Origin of the sequence: Maribacter sp. HS (assembly GCF_048059195.1) — a bacterium.
GTDB lineage: Bacteria > Bacteroidota > Bacteroidia > Flavobacteriales > Flavobacteriaceae > Maribacter > Maribacter dokdonensis.
This window is the reverse complement of record NZ_JAYLVV010000005.1, coordinates 161,227-177,285: the sequence shown is the minus strand read 5'-3', so window position 1 is coordinate 177,285 and position 16,059 is coordinate 161,227. Positions and strand designations below refer to the sequence as shown.

Genomic DNA, 16,059 nt, shown 5'->3' with positions numbered 1-16,059 from the left:
ATAACTTGCTTGTCATTGATGTAACAAAGTATTTCTCTAAAAAAGAACTGAAAAACACAAAAACCTTACATGAGTTTATATAACCTTAAATCAAATTTTCACATCTTAGTAACAGGTGGTGCCGGCTTTATTGGTTCCAACTTGTGCAACGAGTTAATTCAAAACGGAAACCAAGTAACTTGTTTAGATAATTTTGCAACTGGAAAGCGCAAAAACTTGGCTTCAATAGTAAATCATCAAAATTTCACTTTAATTGAAGGTGACATCAGAAACTTGAGCGATTGTCAAAAGGCTTGTGACGGAGTAGACTATATTTTACACCAAGCAGCTTTAGGATCCGTTCCAAGGTCTATTAATGACCCTATAACCAGTAATGACGTTAACGTTTCAGGATTTTTAAATATGCTAGTGGCTGCTAGAGATGCTAAAGTAAAGCGTTTTATTTATGCCGCTAGTTCTTCAACTTATGGAGATTCTACCAATATGCCCAAAGTAGAGGATATTATAGGCAAACCACTCTCCCCCTATGCCATAACAAAATATGTAAATGAATTATATGCCGATGTCTTTAGCAAAACTTATGGTATGGAAACCATTGGTTTACGCTATTTTAATGTCTTCGGAAGAAAACAAGACCCTAACGGTGCCTATGCAGCAGTAATTCCAAAATTTGTAATGCAATTGATGAAACATGAATCTCCCGTTATTAATGGCGATGGTTCATTTTCCAGAGACTTCACCTATATAGACAATGTCATACAAATGAATATTCGCGCAATTGTCTGCGACAACCAAAATGCAATGAATACCGTATATAATACAGCTTATGGTGAACGTACAAACTTAAATGAACTTACCGAACTGTTAAAAGAGTACTTAGGTGAATTTGACCCTAAAATAAAAGAAGTAAAAAATGTGTATGGACCAACAAGAGCAGGAGATGTACCACATTCTTTAGCCTCAGTTGACAAAGCCAAAGCGTTATTACATTATGACCCTCAGTATGACATTAAAACCGGATTAAAAGAAGCGGTGAAGTGGTATTGGAAAAATTTGAAATAAAATACGCTAGGAGTTAAAAATATAAATACTATGGTTGCTTTTCGCAACCTTACTAATAAATTTAGGTTACTGATAAAAACCGAAGTAATAAGAATATGAAAGATATAAAAATTGCCATTATTGGTTTAGGGTATGTAGGCTTGCCACTTGCTAGATTATTTGCAACAAAATATCCTGTTATCGGTTTTGATATTAATAAAGACCGTATAGCTGAACTTAGAAAAGGTCATGATAGTACCTTAGAAGTAGAAGATGACATTTTACAAGCTGTACTCAAAGATGGACCAAAAATGGAGACCGGTCTATTTTGCAGTAATCAATTAGAAGATATTGCAGACTGTAATTATTATATTGTTACCGTACCTACACCAGTAGACAGCACCAATAGACCAATTTTGACCCCACTGTATAAAGCTTCTGAAACTGTTAGTAAAGTATTAAAAAAAGGAGATACCGTTATTTATGAATCTACAGTATATCCTGGGGTTACAGAAGACGAATGTATCCCTGTCTTGGAAAAAGAAAGTGGTCTGGTTTATAACAAAGATTTTTTTGCCGGTTATTCCCCGGAACGGATCAATCCTGGCGACAAAGAACATACCGTAGAAAAAATATTAAAAGTCACCTCTGGTTCCACACCGGAAATTGGTAAAAAAGTAGATGAACTGTATGCCTCCGTAATTACTGCAGGAACACACTTAGCCCCAACAATAAAGGTAGCTGAAGCTGCCAAGGTCATAGAGAATTCACAACGTGATATTAATATCGCCTTCGTCAACGAATTGGCTAAAATTTTCAATCTTATGGGAATTGACACCCACGATGTCTTAGAAGCCGCAGGTACAAAATGGAACTTTTTACCTTTTAAACCAGGTTTGGTAGGTGGTCACTGTATTGGTGTTGACCCTTATTACTTAGCCCAAAAAGCACAAGAATTTGGTTACCATCCAGAAATTATCTTGGCCGGTAGACGTATGAATGATACTATGGGTAAATATGTATCTTCAGAAGTCGTAAAATTAATGGTACAAAAAGACATAAAAATTAAAGGAAGTAAAATATTGGCACTAGGAATAACCTTTAAAGAAAATTGTCCAGATGTAAGAAACACAAAAGCGGTAGACGTTATAAACAATCTAAAATCTTATGGCACCGCTGTTACTATTTATGATCCTTGGGCCTCAAAAGCTGAAGTTGAACATGAGTACAAAATGAACATAGTCAATGATATTCCTTCAGAAAAATTTGATGCTATAGTATTGACCGTGGCCCACCAACAATTTCTAAATATTGATTTCACCAACTTATTGACTGATAACGGGATTATATATGACGTCAAAGGAATATTAACCGGTAAGGTAGACGGTAGATTGTAAACTGTTTTTTACCAACTCTGCTAAAAATCAAGCAATGCTATCGTATTTAACATAGCATTGTTTTTTTAATAAAAAAGCGCACCACCATATATTTCTCCTTTCAAACTTTTCCCTCACTTCTAATCATCTGCTTTTATTGCTGTTGAACTAATTTTTATTTTCGTATTAAAATTACTACATAGTTTTACGTAAAGTTTTAAACAATTCCTAAGAAAGTAACTTTCTAAAGTTAAAATTGTAACTCGTTAAAATATTATATCACACAAAACCCATATCCATGAACAATGTAAAAACATCTGAAACATTGATTTCAACCCCATCTGAATTAGCTAAAGAAATTTGCTCTACAGCAATTTCCAATAGAGAAGTTACAGAATCTGAGAGAAAATTAGCGCCATCGATTATAGAAGAACTTAAAAACCACCAGTTATTCAAAATGGCACTTCCAAAACATTTGGGAGGATGGGAAGGCAACCCTGTTGAAACTTTAAAAGTTTACGAAACCTTAGCCAGTGCGGAAACATCGGTTGCATGGATTGTATGGAACAATCATTTAGCTTGTACCTTTGGCAGATTTTTAAACAATGAAAACCTAAACGAAATTTACAATAACCCAAATGATGTTTATGCCAATTCTACTAGACCAGAAGGTGTTGCAAAAATAATTGAAGGTGGTTATATGGTATCTGGCAGGTGGAGCTTAGTTTCCGGATGCGAGCTTGCAGATTGGTTTGTTTTACGCTGCTTGGTAACTGGCGGGGATCTTCCTACCAAATTAGGACCTGGTGCAAAATTAAAATTAATGTATGTTCCTAAGGACAAAGTAAAGGTAATAGACACTTGGAACGTTGGTGGGTTAAGAGGTACCGGAAGTCATGATATTGAAATTGAAGATACTTTCGTAAAAGACAGCTACGCCGTTGATTTTGAAAGTCATGTTGAAAATGATAGTGCTTACAATAGACTTCCTATTGGGGCAATCAATTCCTCTGGTTGTGCAGCCATGGCCTTAGGCCTGTTAAAGGGTGCCATAGATGAACTTACCAAAATGTGTTTAGAAAGGGTTACTCCTGGCAAAAATCCAGACTTACGTGACAGACTTACGGTACAAATGGCATTAGCTAAGGCAAAAACAATTTTAGCTGCTCATAGAACACAGCTACATCATGCAGTCAATATAATATGGGAGGAATCGGTAAAAGAAAATTCCTTTACCGATGTACAATTAGCAGATGTTTGGGCGGAATCTTATGAAGCGGCAACCGCAGCAAGAACTATGGTTTCTGAAATTTATGCCGTAGCAGGTACATCCTCATTGTATTCCAAATTTAGGATAGAAAGAATCCATAGGGACATTTATGCTGTTTTACAACATGGCATAATCCAACCTCATTGGATGAACCAAGCCGGTATGGCTTATGTGGGCTTAAAACCTACAGCGGCAATGTTTAGGATTTAATACCATACTAAAGACCGATTTTCTAAATAAAACATTGTGATTTTAAGGTTTATCTATATTCAATTAAAAAACCTAGACTCAAATTAATCAAAAACACACATCTTATGATAGAGACAATTGAACACAAAGAAAAATGGGTTGAACAATTGGCCAAAATCGGCAATACTGATTTTTACTTTACATATGATTATCATCATTTATCTAAAAGCGAAGGTGAACAGCCAATTCTGTTGAAATACACTCAAGGCAACCAAAGTATCTTGTTACCCCTACTCTTAAGAAATATTTCAGGTACCGAATATAAAGACGCCATTTCCGTTTATGGCTATGCTGGCATATTAACTAATGATAATAGTTCAAATATCAATGCATCAGAATTTCAAAAGAGCCTTAAAGCATTTTTTGTCGAGAAAAACATAGTATCAGTATTTTCTAGGTTACATCCTTTTATGGACGCTCAAGAAGATTTACTAGAAGGTTTAGGAGAAATTACAGAGCAAGGGATGGTAGTTTATTTAGACCTTACATTACCTATTGATGTTCAGAGAGCTAATTTTAACAGAAGGCTAAAAACGTACTTAAACAAGGCTAGAAAAGTTTGTACCGTTATTGAAGGCAATCACAAAGAAGATTTAAAAAAGTTCATAGAATTGTATCATGAAAACATGAGGCGTGTAGATGCCACCGATAGTTACTTTTTTAATGAAGAATATTTTGAGCGTATTATGGCAAGTAAGGACTATACACCTCAACTAATGATTTGTAAGGACAATGAGACCCAGAAAACTATAGGTGGTGCAATTTTTATTAAAAAAGACAATATTGTACAATATCACCTATCTGGCTTAGATGCTGACTTTTTTGATTTAAACCCCATAAAACTTATTATAGATGAAATGCGGCTAAAATCAGTTGAAGAAGGATACACTTATTTAAACCTTGGTGGAGGAAGAGGTGGCAGCAATGAAGATTCTCTTTTCAGATTTAAAAGCGGATTTTCCAAAGATTTCAAAAACTTTAAATTATGGAAATTTGTAGTCAATGAAGAGGTATACGAAAAACTAACTATAGACCATTTGAATAAGTATCCTGGAATTGACAAAAATGACATTTCATTTTTTCCAAAATATAGAGCAGTAATCCAAAATATGGACATTGCAGTATAATCTTATTATTTTTAGCATAAAGGCGTTTCTATTTTTAGGGACGCCTTTTTGTTTATACAGATTTTAGTGTTAAAATAGATCCACCACAAGTTTACGATAAATTTACAAACGGGAATAAAATGTTAAAAAAAACTGCTTTTTATCGATTTTGAATATTTTTTTAATCCAAAAGACAAACTTCGTCCGTATAATTGAAGAACAATTGATGTATTTCAACGAATAAAAGGTTTATTTCATCGTTATTCTAAAAAAAAGAAATATTTTTAAATCCCTAAATCTTAAGTAATTAAACACTTTTAACCCATTATGCGAAACCTACACATCCCTACACGCATGACAGCCCTACTATGTCTTGTTTTAATTTTCCACTCTTGTAGTAAAGATGCCGATTTATTATCTGAGTATGTTATTACTAAAAATGATAACGCTACTAATTTACAAACCTATGTTGTAAATGATGTTTTCTACATTAATAATAATACTGATATTGTTCTAGATGTATTGAACAATGACAATTTTGAAGAATTAACTAATGTATCCATTACCAATACTTCCACAGCCCAGAACGGGACTATTGTAATTAATAGTGATAATACCCTAACGTATACCCCTAAAGAAGAAGTAATAGAAACAGAAGAGTTTGAAGACACATTTACATACACAGCAGAAGAGGTTGAAGAAGATGGCACAGTTACAGAGGAAGAGGCTACTGTTACGGTCAGTAATGATGAATCTATACTTAATGATGAGTCCAATAGAACACCAAACGAAATCAGTGAAGCTGTAAAATATTGGCAAAGTAAGTTCGATCAAGAATGGTTGGATAATGATAATCAAATTGATCATGCAGATGCCTTACTTAGAGCCAAAAGTGCAAATGTAGGTCAAGAATATTATTTTTTAGCCTATTATGTTGATGGTTTAATTAAAATTTGGCAAGCGACAGGGGAAAACAGTTATCTGGATGAAGCTTTAAAACTAATTAATCTAACGGTAAGCGATGCTACTAATGTAGGTAACGGATACCTAGGATGGCCAAACAATGAAAATGATGGTTACCCACTCTGGGATAGTTACTATTGGCGCTACGTAGCTACGTTACTTAGAATAATGCATCAATCGCCAAATTTGAGAGCCACAGAAGACTATCAAAAACAATATGAAGAACTTTTAGCATTCTCAGAGAAAAACATTTGGGAAAGATATGAAGTTCAAGGGTTAAATAATTTTTATAGAATTAACACCCATATGTCTACTCATTGGGCTAGAATTGGTATGGAGTTATATATTATCACTGGCAAGGAAAAATACAAAACTGTTTTTGAAAATATTTCATACGGCGATATGATCTACCGCCCATCTAATCTTAGAAATCAGTTAAAACCTAACAGTAAGGTTTCATCAGCAGTAACCTGGAGTCAACGTTGGGATATTAATTCAATTCAAGATACGGATCATGCAGGCGCAATAGTTAGTTTTATTGTAAACGCCTATGAAAATGACATGTATTGGAACCAAGAAGATATAGACGCTTTAAAATCAACGTTAAAAGATGTTATTTGGAAAGAAGAATTTGGCTCCAATTTTATGTCCAATGTGGATGGTACAGGTGAATTTGATTTACATGGTAGAATTCATGAATGGCTTGTTTTAGGTAGTTATGATTCAGAAATACAGGAAAGAATTATAAAAGATTATACTGGTAAGAATTTAACTTATTATGGAATTCAGCCCTTAGGTATAGCGGCATTAAATGCTAAAATCTTAGAGGATGGACATCCAGTTTACCCAGAACAATAATTTAAAATTATAAGCCCTTTCAGGGCTTATAATTTTTATTTTAATACCGAACAAATTAACAATCACATCGAATTAATAGTAGTATTTTCTATTTAGTAGTTATTTTTGGCATATTTTATTATTTAGTTGAAATGGTAATGCACTTTGTATAGTTTAATTAATTAGCATGAACAAAACTAATCAGCCAAAATTAATACTTGGTCTTTTTATAATTTTTGTTATTATTTTTTTAATAGCTTTAGGTCCATATTTTCAGCTACAATATATAGTAACTATGGGATTGCTGCCTATATTAGCTGGAATATCCTTCTTATACGATTCAAAAGATCTACACCTAAAAAAAAAGGAATTTTTCATATTCCTTACTTTATTTTTAATAAGCTTTACTACTATATTTTACTACAAAGGCTTTGAAGAATTTACTTCTACTTTAAGTTCCTTTTTTGGTGCAGTAATATCTGCATATATTGCCATTGGCCTTACAAAAAGAATAGATTATAGCAATTATATTCATATTGGTTACATTATATCTATTATTTTACTGTTTTTAATAATGGTCATAAATGGTAATATCACTACCAATTTTGCATCGGCCATAGCATTTAGAGATAGGTTTATGTTAAATGCGAATGCATATTCCTATTTCTGCATTTTTGCCAACTTCTCATTGTTTTATCTTTATTTAAAATATAGGAAGAATCTTATACTTATATTTTTAATTTTACTACCCATTTTATTCTTGATTATTGCTTTTACAACGCAGTCAAGAGCAGGATTACTGCTAATAACTCTTATCAATGTAAGTTTTTGGCTATTTGTAAACAAGCCCGTCAACCCAACTAAATTCAGAACAATATTTAGAAAATTTCTAATACTCTCTGCTTTAGTTCTATTGATTTTTCAATTTTTAAAAATTTATGAAGGATCTAGAATACAAAACAGAGTAGCGAAAACCGAACATAAGAAAGACTCAAGAGAAGTTTTAATTGAAGAAGGTATAGAAGTTTTTAAACTTAATCCGATTTTTGGAGTAGGTTTAGGCCAATTCCCTTTTTATAGTAAATATAGATTGTTTACCCACAATTCGTACACTGAAGTCTTAGCCGAACATGGAATAATTGGAGGCGTATTGTTATTCGCTTTATTTCTAATACCGACAATACAAAGTATCAAAAATTACAGGAAAGATAAAAATAACCCACTGTACAAATTCTATCTATTGTTTTTTATTACATTTCTAATTTATAATAATTTTTATGTGTTCTATAAATTCCCTTTTTCCATGATGTACTTTTTCCTAATTATTACGCTTCAAAAGAATGACACCGTTTCACAATAGATAGCTAACATAAATTATTATCAAAACATTTTAACTTAAATAATGTGTCATTAAAACAAAAGGCAATTAGCGGTTTCAGCTGGACCGTTTTTGAAGGTATATTTAGCCAAGGAGCCATATTTATTGTAGGTATAATATTAGCCAGACTTTTAACTCCTGAGGATTTTGGTGTTGTAGGTATTATAACCGCTATTATCACAGTGACTAATTCAGTTGTAGAAGCTGGATTTGGTAGCGCTTTAATACGTAAAGTTGAAGCCAATGATAAAGATTACAACACGGTATTTTACACAAATTTAGTTACGGCTGTTTTTTTATATCTATTACTTTTCCTTTCTGCAAAACAGATAGCGTATTTTTTTAATACGCCAATTCTAAACGACTTAATAAAAGTATCGGCATCAATTCTTGTCATAAATGGGCTAGTTATTATACAAAGAACCATTTTAACTAAACAATTAGATTTTAAAAAGCTTGGTGTTTTTGCTGTAATATCCTCCTTATTAGCAGGTGCTATTGCCGTTTTTATGGCGTATAAGGATTATGGTGTTTGGAGTTTAATAGCGTTTTCAGTTTTGAGACCGCTAATGAATAGTATAATGTTATGGATAAGCTCTACCTGGGCTCCAAAACTTCAATTTTCTAGACAAAGTTTTACGGAATTATTTAATTTCGGTTATAAACTTTTAATAACAAATTTGGTAAATACTGCTTATAAAAATGTATATTATTTTATAATTGGCAAATACTTCTCCCCTACATCTTTGGGTTTTTACACAAGAGCTGACCAATTTCAAACTCCATTTTCTACCAACATAACCTTCGCTATAAGAAGAATCAGTTTTCCAATATTATCTAATTTTCAAAATGACAGAAAAAATCTAAAACTAAAATTTATTCAGTTCATTCGTTTTAGTATGTTCTTGAACTTTACGATCATGCTTATTATTGCAGCCATTTCAAAACCATTAATTTTAATTACTATAGGTGAGAAATGGGAAACATCTATTTTTTATCTCCAACTTTTATGTATACCAGGCATGTTGTATCCATTACAAATTCTACATTTAAATTTGTTACTTATAAAAGGTTACTCTAATCTAAATCTCAGACTAGAAGTAATAAAAAAAATAATACTTATTCCAATAATATTAGTAACCGTTAATTATGGAATAGTTTATATGATATATGGGCTTATTACCTTCTCAATAATTGAATATTTTATTAATAGTTTTTACACCAGAAAAATAATTAATTATAATCTAAAGAATCAATTAAAGGATTTTTTACCATTTTTTACAATTGCTATTGTCACATTTGTTAGTATGTTAAGTATTACATATTTTTTATCAGATATATATTTAATGCTATTTATACAACTTATTACTGGAGTCATCGTTTTTATTTCTATCAATGAAATAATTAAACCAATGGAATACTTGACAATTAAAAATAAACTGTTGTCAATTTTAAAAAATAAGAAATGATGAATGGTAAAATAAAAGTTGCATTTCTGCTAAGTATCATAACAGAACGAGGAGGAATAGGAAGAGTTACCTCCATTATTTCAAATGAATTAAGTTTAAATCCAAATTTTGAAATTCATATTATCAGTTATGCTAAAAAGCAGTCTAACTCTTATGATTGGAACAGCGAATTACCATATCATTATTTATTAGAAAAAAGAACACCCATGAAAAAGGGTATATGGTCCGCTACTAATAAATTACGAAAAATAATCTCTAAATATAACATAGATATTCTTATTTCTTGTGGCGCAATTACAGGACCCTTAAGCGTTCTTGGCACACGTTTTAATAAAACCAAGTTAGTTTACTGGTCTCATTCTAGTTTTAAAGGTACTTCCAATAAACAATTTAGAATTTTCAACGAACATTTTAGCGCCCTTTTTTGTGACTGCTTAATTAGTCTGACAAAAACTGATGAAAAGAATTACAGTAACGAAACTAAGGCGAAATTTGTTACTCAAATTTATAACCCTATTGACAAAAGATTATTGGAAAATGTAAAAACTTACAATGAAAACTCAAAAAAAATCATTAGTGTTGGCAGATTAACCGCTCAAAAAAACTTTGAAGCTGCACTTGATGTTGCTGAATTAGTTTTCAAAAAACATCCTGACTTTATATGGGATATTTATGGTTCAGGAGAAGATGAAGAAATGTTGAATAACATAATAGAATCAAAAAATTTAAGCGGTAAAGTCAATCTTATGGGGCAAAGTAGTGATTTATATAATTTATATAATGATTACGCCATGATGGTTATGACTTCAAAATATGAAGGTTTTCCTATGAGCTTAATTGAGGGTTTAGCCTCAAAATTACCGTTAGTTAGTTTTGATATACCTACAGGTCCTAATGAAATAATAATTGACAAAAAAAATGGATATTTGATACAACCATTCAATATTCAAGAAATGGCAAATAAGATAAATTTATTAATAGAAAATCAAAATAAACGCAAAATGTACACAGATTTTGACCGAAATCATATTAGTCAATTTAAATTAGAATTTATAATTACTAAATGGGAAAACACTCTTAAAAAAATAATTTAATAAGTTTTTGTCATTAACAATTAAAATAATTCAAAATGGTGCTACACATTTGTAATGATTTTTCTTTAACAAAAGTTCATAGCAATCTTTATAGATCTATAGATGAATTAAATATTCCACAAATAGTATTTAATCCTATTAGAAATACTACACCGGTTGGAAATAATAATATAGAATTTAAAACAGGAGAAAGTCAAATATTCTATTCAAAAAAATTAAAACTAAAACATAAATTTTTTTATAGAAAAAAAATAAAATTTTTGTACAAGGATTTGGTATCCCAAATTAAAATTGATCAAATTAAAATTTCACATGCTACAACACTATTTAGTGATGGCGGATTATGTTATATGTTGAAAAAAAAGCATAATATCCCATATATTGTAGCAATAAGGTCTACAGACATTGAAGTTTTTCTAAAATACCGTCCTGATCTAATTTTTTTAGCAAAAGCTATTTTAAAACAAGCAAAGCAAATAATTTTTATAAGTGACTCTTTACAAAACAAATTTTTCAAACATCCGTTAGTATTAGGTAACAAAGTAAGTCTCAAAAATAAATCTAAGGTAATTTACAATGGAATTAATGACTTTTGGTTAGACAATATAACAAACCAAAAAAAAGAGCAACCCTTCAAGGTCCTATATGTAGGTCGATTAATTCCACGAAAAAACCTGATTAAGTTAGCAAATGCTATTATTGAATTAAACAATTCCAATTATCCATTACAACTAAATATTGTCGGTTCTGGAGGCAAAGATGAAAATTCAATAAAAAAGCTTGCGAACTCTAATAGTGCTATCATTAAACTGATAGGGCAAGTAAATGATAAAAGTAAATTAAAAGATCTGTATGAAGAAAATCATATTTTTGCTATGCCTTCAGTAGGTGAAACTTTTGGTTTGGTATATATTGAAAGTTTGTCCCAAGGACTACCTATATTGTATATGGAAAATGATGGAGTAGATAATGTTTTTGAATTTGAAGTAGGTGAAAAGTGCTCTATTGATGATATCTCAGAAATTAAATTAAATCTAATAAAGCTTATAGAAAACTATGAAAACTATCAATTAGATAGAATTGATTTTTCCTTATTCCGATGGAATAACATAGCCGACAAATACGTTCAACTATATAATCAATATGTTACTTTTTAAAAAAATATATTTTACAATCAAGGTTATTTTAAGAATACCTACAGACTTTATAAAAAAAAATAAAATTCATTTTAGCACTAAAATAAGTCATAACTCACTTATTTCAGACTCAAAAATTGGGAAAGAAAATTATATAGCATGCAACACTGTTATTATTAACACTAGAATTGGTAATTATTCCTCGATTGCACCAGGAGTTCAAATTGGAGGTATGCAGCATTCATATTGGTGGGCTAGCACTTCACCAAGGTTAAGTAAACATTGTGTTTATGATAACGTAACAACCATAGGTAATGATGTTTGGATCGCAGCTGGTTGTATTATAAAGCAAGGTGTTACCATTGGTGACGGAGCAGTAATAGGTGCTATGTCTTTTGTAAATACCGATATTCCAGAAAATTCTATTTATTTTGGCAGTCCTGCTAAATTTTATAAAAAAAGATTAGACGATAATGTTTTTAATGATTTAAAAAAATCTAAATATTGGGATTTAAATCCAAAGGAGGCATTAGAAATATTAAACCAACTTGAACATGAACATTCTATACCTACATCAATACTTCACCACCCCTAATCAACCTGGCGGCACACGTTCTTATTGGAACAGCCTAGAGTTGCTAAAACATGGTCATAAAGTAACTGTTATTTCTTTAGGAAAAAATAATAAAAAAAGGTTTGAGCGTAAAACGGTAGATGGCATAGACGTCATATATGTTAGAGTGCCCTATTCACAAACCATGAGTATAGCATCACGTTTAAAATCTTTTTTGCATTTTATGGTGTTTTCTACATATTTAGCAATGAAAGAAAAAAATATTGATTTTGTAATAGCCACCTCTACCCCATTAACCATTGGTTTTCCTGCTTTGGTTTTAAAAAAAATTAAAAAAGTCCCTTATCTATTTGAAGTTAGAGATCTTTGGCCAGAGGTACCCATTCAAATGGGCGGGCTAAACAATAAAACAGCCATTAAATTTGCTAAATGGTTTGAACGTACCATCTACAAAAATGCCAGTCATGTCATTGCACTTTCACCCGGTATGGAAGATGGCGTTTTGCAAGAAAACACACCTAAACAAAAAGTTAGCATGATACCTAACATGGCAAAAATAGATGCCTTCTGGTCAAGAGAGCCAGATTATGCATTAATGAAAGACTTGAACATTTCACAAGATACCTTTAAAGTAATTTATTTTGGTGCTTTAGGCAAAGCCAATGCTATTGAATATATTTTAGAAAGTGCTGCGTTATTAAAAGAAAACAAAACCATTGAGTTTTTATTTATAGGCAGTGGACCAGGTACTGCATTAATAGAAGCTTACAACACAAAAGAAGGCTATAACAATGTAAGATACTTAGGCTTTTTTAATATGGAAAAAACGTCTGAAGTTGTTAACTTTTGCGATGTTTCATTAGTAACTTTCAAGAATTTACCAATTCTAGCCACTAACTCGCCAAACAAATTGTTTGATTCTTTATCTGCAGAGAAACCAATCATTGTAAATTCTGCCGGTTGGACAAAAGATTTAGTGGAAAATAATAAATGTGGCATATTTGTAGATCCGGAATCTCCTCAAGACTTTGCAGATAAATTGACTTTACTTTCGCAAAATCAAGAAAACCTAAAAGTAATGGGCAAAAATTCAAGAAAACTTGCAGAAACCGTTTATGACAAAACGTTACTATGCAAACAATTTGCAGAAGTTGTAAACAAAGTCAAAATTTAACTTAAATAGTCCCCTTATCATGTATAAATACTTAAAACGATCATTTGATATTGTTCTTTCCTTATTTGGTCTATTGATATTATCACCAATTTTACTAGTAGTAGCTTTAATTTTAGCTTTAGACTTTAAAGACACCCCATTTTTTACACAAAGTAGACCAGGTAAAAATGAAAAAATATTCAAGGTTTTTAAATTAAAAACTATGAATAATAAAAAGGATGAAAATGGAGAACTTTTAAGTGATACCGAAAGATTGACTCCACTTGGTATCTTCATAAGGAAAACATCTATAGATGAGTTGCCACAATTGTTCAATGTTTTAATTGGGGATATGAGCCTTATAGGGCCTAGGCCATTACTTGTTAAATACTTACCCTATTATAAACCCGAAGAAAGAATACGATTTTCTGTTCGCCCAGGCATTACCGGTTTGGCTCAAGTTAGCGGGCGAAATTATATGAGTTGGGATGAAAAATTTAGGAAAGACATTTATTATGTTCAAAATCTAAGCTTTAAACAAGATGCTCAGATTTTTTACAAAACCTTAATTAAAGTATTCCAAACTTCTGATGTCGAATTAGACCAGAGTTCCTATATGGCCGATTTGGACATTGAAAGAAAAGATTATACGCTTACTTCCTAAAATAAAGCTTATTTTTGATCAACTGTTAAAGTTAACTTAAAGCAATCCTAAAAACTTTTCAGTAAGTTACACTAATATATCAGCCAACATAATTCTTTAAATGAATAATATATTAATTACTTCAATAGGTAGGAGAGTTTCCTTAGCGAAATTTTTTAAAAATGAATTGAAGTCTATTTTCCCCGATGCAAAAGTTTATGGGTCAGACATGAACCCTAAATTATCCGCTGCATGTAGAGTTGCCGATGGAAGTTTTACTATGCCAAAAGCAAGTGATAAAGAATATATTTCGTTATTAATAGAAAAGTGTACCAACTTAGGCATTAGATTAATAATACCTACTATAGACCCCTCTTTATTACCATTGTCACAGCATAAAGAATTATTAAAAAAGAATGGAATAACGGTAGTGGTACCCAATGAAGATTTTGTTGCAAAATGTAGGGATAAACGAATGATCCATGATTTTTTTGAATCTAAAGGGGTTAATGTAGCGGAAGAATACTGCAAAAACACTTTTCAATTACCACTTTATATAAAACCTTACGATGGTAGTAGCAGTATTGACAACTTTGTTATTAAGAATAAGGATGAATTGACCGAATATCATTATGAAAACAAAAAATTAATGTTCTTGGAATACTTGGACCACGACCTTTATGATGAATTCACATGTGATCTTTATTATACCAAAAATGGCAATTTAAGATGTGCAGTACCAAGACAGCGACTTTATGTAAGAGCCGGTGAAGTAAATAAGGGAATTACCAAAAAGAATGAATTAGTACCCTTTATTAAAAAACAGCTTGGACACCTAGATGGCATTAGAGGCTGCTTAACGGTTCAGTTTTTTATGCACAAAGAAACCAAAGACATTTATGGTATAGAAGTGAACCCAAGATTTGGAGGTGGCTACCCTTTAACGCATAGTGCTGGTGCAAACTATGTAAAATGGATTTTACAAGAATACTTACTAGGAGAGGAATTAACAGGTTATTTCGATGATTGGAAAGAAGATTTACTTATGCTTCGATATGACGGTGAAGTTTTAGTGCATGGATATAAAGATTGATAGATCTACAGCTTTGGTATTTGATTTAGATGATACCTTATATAATGAAATAGAATATTTAAAATCTGCCTATTGGTATATTTGTTCAGAGCTTACTGAAAAAGATACGGAAATTCTCTATAATCATGTATTTTCAATTTATAGAAATGGTGATAATCCCTTTTTATATTTAGCTGAAAAATACGATGTTTCAATAGACCATCTGATATTTCAGTATAGGAATCATTTTCCTACAATTAAAACTTTTCCTGGCGTTTTGGAACTCCTTCAAGGAATTAAGAAAAGACAGGGAAAAATTGGTATTGTTACTGACGGCAGAACCGTTACACAATCCAATAAATTAAAGGCGTTAGGTATATGGAATCTTATTGATTGCTGTATTATTTCCGAAAGTGTTGGTACCGAAAAACCAAGTAAAAGAAACTTCAAATTAATAGAGAAAGATTTAAAGGTTTCGAAATATTATTATTTTGGAGATAATTTTAAAAAAGACTTTATAACACCTGCGTATTTAGGTTGGCATACTATTGGCCTTATTGATAATGGATTAAACATACACCCTAATAGTTGTTACAACGCATTAAACTCACCAGAAAGCTTAATACGATCATTTAATGAAATAAGTGTCGTATAATAAGTAATAGGAATAAAAAACCGCATTGTAGAATAACAACACG

At 31.3% G+C, this 16,059-nt stretch carries 14 protein-coding genes; all 14 read left to right on the top strand.

From position 1 onward, the window contains the following. Nucleotides 1–69 precede the first annotated feature (69 nt). The 14 genes from VBZ51_RS13685 to VBZ51_RS13620 all read left to right on the top strand — a co-directional run bounded on the left by VBZ51_RS13685 (nucleotide 70) and on the right by VBZ51_RS13620 (nucleotide 16,016). The gene (locus tag VBZ51_RS13685; protein ID WP_416577289.1) at nucleotides 70–1,062 is read left to right on the top strand and encodes an SDR family oxidoreductase; all 993 of its coding nucleotides are present in this window, start codon (nucleotides 70–72) and stop codon (nucleotides 1,060–1,062) included. Nucleotides 1,063–1,157: 95 nt separating this feature from the next. Beyond that, nucleotides 1,158–2,438, top strand: coding sequence for a nucleotide sugar dehydrogenase (locus VBZ51_RS13680; protein WP_099191668.1), 1,281 nt, complete (start codon nucleotides 1,158–1,160; stop codon nucleotides 2,436–2,438). A gap of 277 nt (nucleotides 2,439–2,715) precedes the next feature. Next, entirely contained in the window at nucleotides 2,716–3,897 is a 1,182-nt protein-coding gene (locus VBZ51_RS13675) for an acyl-CoA dehydrogenase family protein (protein ID WP_416577288.1), read from the top strand. Between the two features lie 104 nt (nucleotides 3,898–4,001). After that, nucleotides 4,002–5,063 (top strand): peptidoglycan bridge formation glycyltransferase FemA/FemB family protein, encoded by a 1,062-nt coding sequence (locus VBZ51_RS13670; RefSeq protein WP_416577287.1) that lies wholly within the window; start codon nucleotides 4,002–4,004, stop codon nucleotides 5,061–5,063. A 306-nt stretch (nucleotides 5,064–5,369) separates the two neighbouring features. Next, complete coding sequence (locus tag VBZ51_RS13665) at nucleotides 5,370–6,863, top strand: Ig-like domain-containing protein (RefSeq protein WP_416577286.1); 1,494 nt, start codon at nucleotides 5,370–5,372, stop codon at nucleotides 6,861–6,863. A gap of 166 nt (nucleotides 6,864–7,029) precedes the next feature. Continuing rightward, complete coding sequence (locus VBZ51_RS13660; RefSeq protein ID WP_416577285.1) at nucleotides 7,030–8,202, top strand: O-antigen ligase family protein; 1,173 nt, start codon at nucleotides 7,030–7,032, stop codon at nucleotides 8,200–8,202. 44 nt (nucleotides 8,203–8,246) lie between these two features. Beyond that, the gene (locus VBZ51_RS13655; protein ID WP_416577284.1) at nucleotides 8,247–9,689 is read left to right on the top strand and encodes a lipopolysaccharide biosynthesis protein; all 1,443 of its coding nucleotides are present in this window, start codon (nucleotides 8,247–8,249) and stop codon (nucleotides 9,687–9,689) included. Beyond that, entirely contained in the window at nucleotides 9,686–10,783 is a 1,098-nt protein-coding gene (locus tag VBZ51_RS13650; RefSeq protein WP_416577283.1) for a glycosyltransferase, read from the top strand. The genes VBZ51_RS13655 and VBZ51_RS13650 overlap by 4 nt, the downstream gene beginning before the upstream one ends. 35 nt (nucleotides 10,784–10,818) lie before the next feature. Continuing rightward, entirely contained in the window at nucleotides 10,819–11,940 is a 1,122-nt protein-coding gene (locus VBZ51_RS13645; RefSeq protein WP_416577282.1) for a glycosyltransferase family 4 protein, read from the top strand. After that, on the top strand, nucleotides 11,927–12,514 hold the full coding sequence (locus tag VBZ51_RS13640; protein WP_416577281.1) for an acyltransferase: 588 nt from the start codon (nucleotides 11,927–11,929) through the stop codon (nucleotides 12,512–12,514). Before VBZ51_RS13645 ends, VBZ51_RS13640 begins: the two co-directional genes overlap by 14 nt. Next, entirely contained in the window at nucleotides 12,474–13,667 is a 1,194-nt protein-coding gene (locus tag VBZ51_RS13635; protein ID WP_416577280.1) for a glycosyltransferase family 4 protein, read from the top strand. Before VBZ51_RS13640 ends, VBZ51_RS13635 begins: the two co-directional genes overlap by 41 nt. A gap of 19 nt (nucleotides 13,668–13,686) precedes the next feature. Beyond that, nucleotides 13,687–14,310 (top strand): sugar transferase, encoded by a 624-nt coding sequence (locus VBZ51_RS13630; RefSeq protein ID WP_416577279.1) that lies wholly within the window; start codon nucleotides 13,687–13,689, stop codon nucleotides 14,308–14,310. Nucleotides 14,311–14,410: 100 nt separating this feature from the next. Beyond that, nucleotides 14,411–15,382, top strand: coding sequence for an ATP-grasp domain-containing protein (locus tag VBZ51_RS13625; RefSeq protein ID WP_416577278.1), 972 nt, complete (start codon nucleotides 14,411–14,413; stop codon nucleotides 15,380–15,382). After that, nucleotides 15,366–16,016: an HAD family hydrolase gene (locus VBZ51_RS13620; protein ID WP_416577277.1), complete on the top strand. Its 651-nt coding sequence runs from the start codon at nucleotides 15,366–15,368 to the stop codon at nucleotides 16,014–16,016. Before VBZ51_RS13625 ends, VBZ51_RS13620 begins: the two co-directional genes overlap by 17 nt. Nucleotides 16,017–16,059 lie beyond the last annotated feature (43 nt).

Coding starts and splice junctions, on each gene's coding strand:
- VBZ51_RS13675 (WP_416577288.1), top strand. CDS start 2,716: ATGAACAATGTAAAAACATCTGAAACATTGATTTCAACCCCATCTGAA.
- VBZ51_RS13650 (WP_416577283.1), top strand. CDS start 9,686: ATGATGAATGGTAAAATAAAAGTTGCATTTCTGCTAAGTATCATAACA.
- VBZ51_RS13670 (WP_416577287.1), top strand. CDS start 4,002: ATGATAGAGACAATTGAACACAAAGAAAAATGGGTTGAACAATTGGCC.
- VBZ51_RS13665 (WP_416577286.1), top strand. CDS start 5,370: ATGCGAAACCTACACATCCCTACACGCATGACAGCCCTACTATGTCTT.
- VBZ51_RS13660 (WP_416577285.1), top strand. CDS start 7,030: ATGAACAAAACTAATCAGCCAAAATTAATACTTGGTCTTTTTATAATT.
- VBZ51_RS13635 (WP_416577280.1), top strand. CDS start 12,474: ATGAACATTCTATACCTACATCAATACTTCACCACCCCTAATCAACCT.
- VBZ51_RS13630 (WP_416577279.1), top strand. CDS start 13,687: ATGTATAAATACTTAAAACGATCATTTGATATTGTTCTTTCCTTATTT.
- VBZ51_RS13640 (WP_416577281.1), top strand. CDS start 11,927: ATGTTACTTTTTAAAAAAATATATTTTACAATCAAGGTTATTTTAAGA.
- VBZ51_RS13620 (WP_416577277.1), top strand. CDS start 15,366: ATGGATATAAAGATTGATAGATCTACAGCTTTGGTATTTGATTTAGAT.
- VBZ51_RS13645 (WP_416577282.1), top strand. CDS start 10,819: ATGGTGCTACACATTTGTAATGATTTTTCTTTAACAAAAGTTCATAGC.
- VBZ51_RS13680 (WP_099191668.1), top strand. CDS start 1,158: ATGAAAGATATAAAAATTGCCATTATTGGTTTAGGGTATGTAGGCTTG.
- VBZ51_RS13685 (WP_416577289.1), top strand. CDS start 70: ATGAGTTTATATAACCTTAAATCAAATTTTCACATCTTAGTAACAGGT.
- VBZ51_RS13625 (WP_416577278.1), top strand. CDS start 14,411: ATGAATAATATATTAATTACTTCAATAGGTAGGAGAGTTTCCTTAGCG.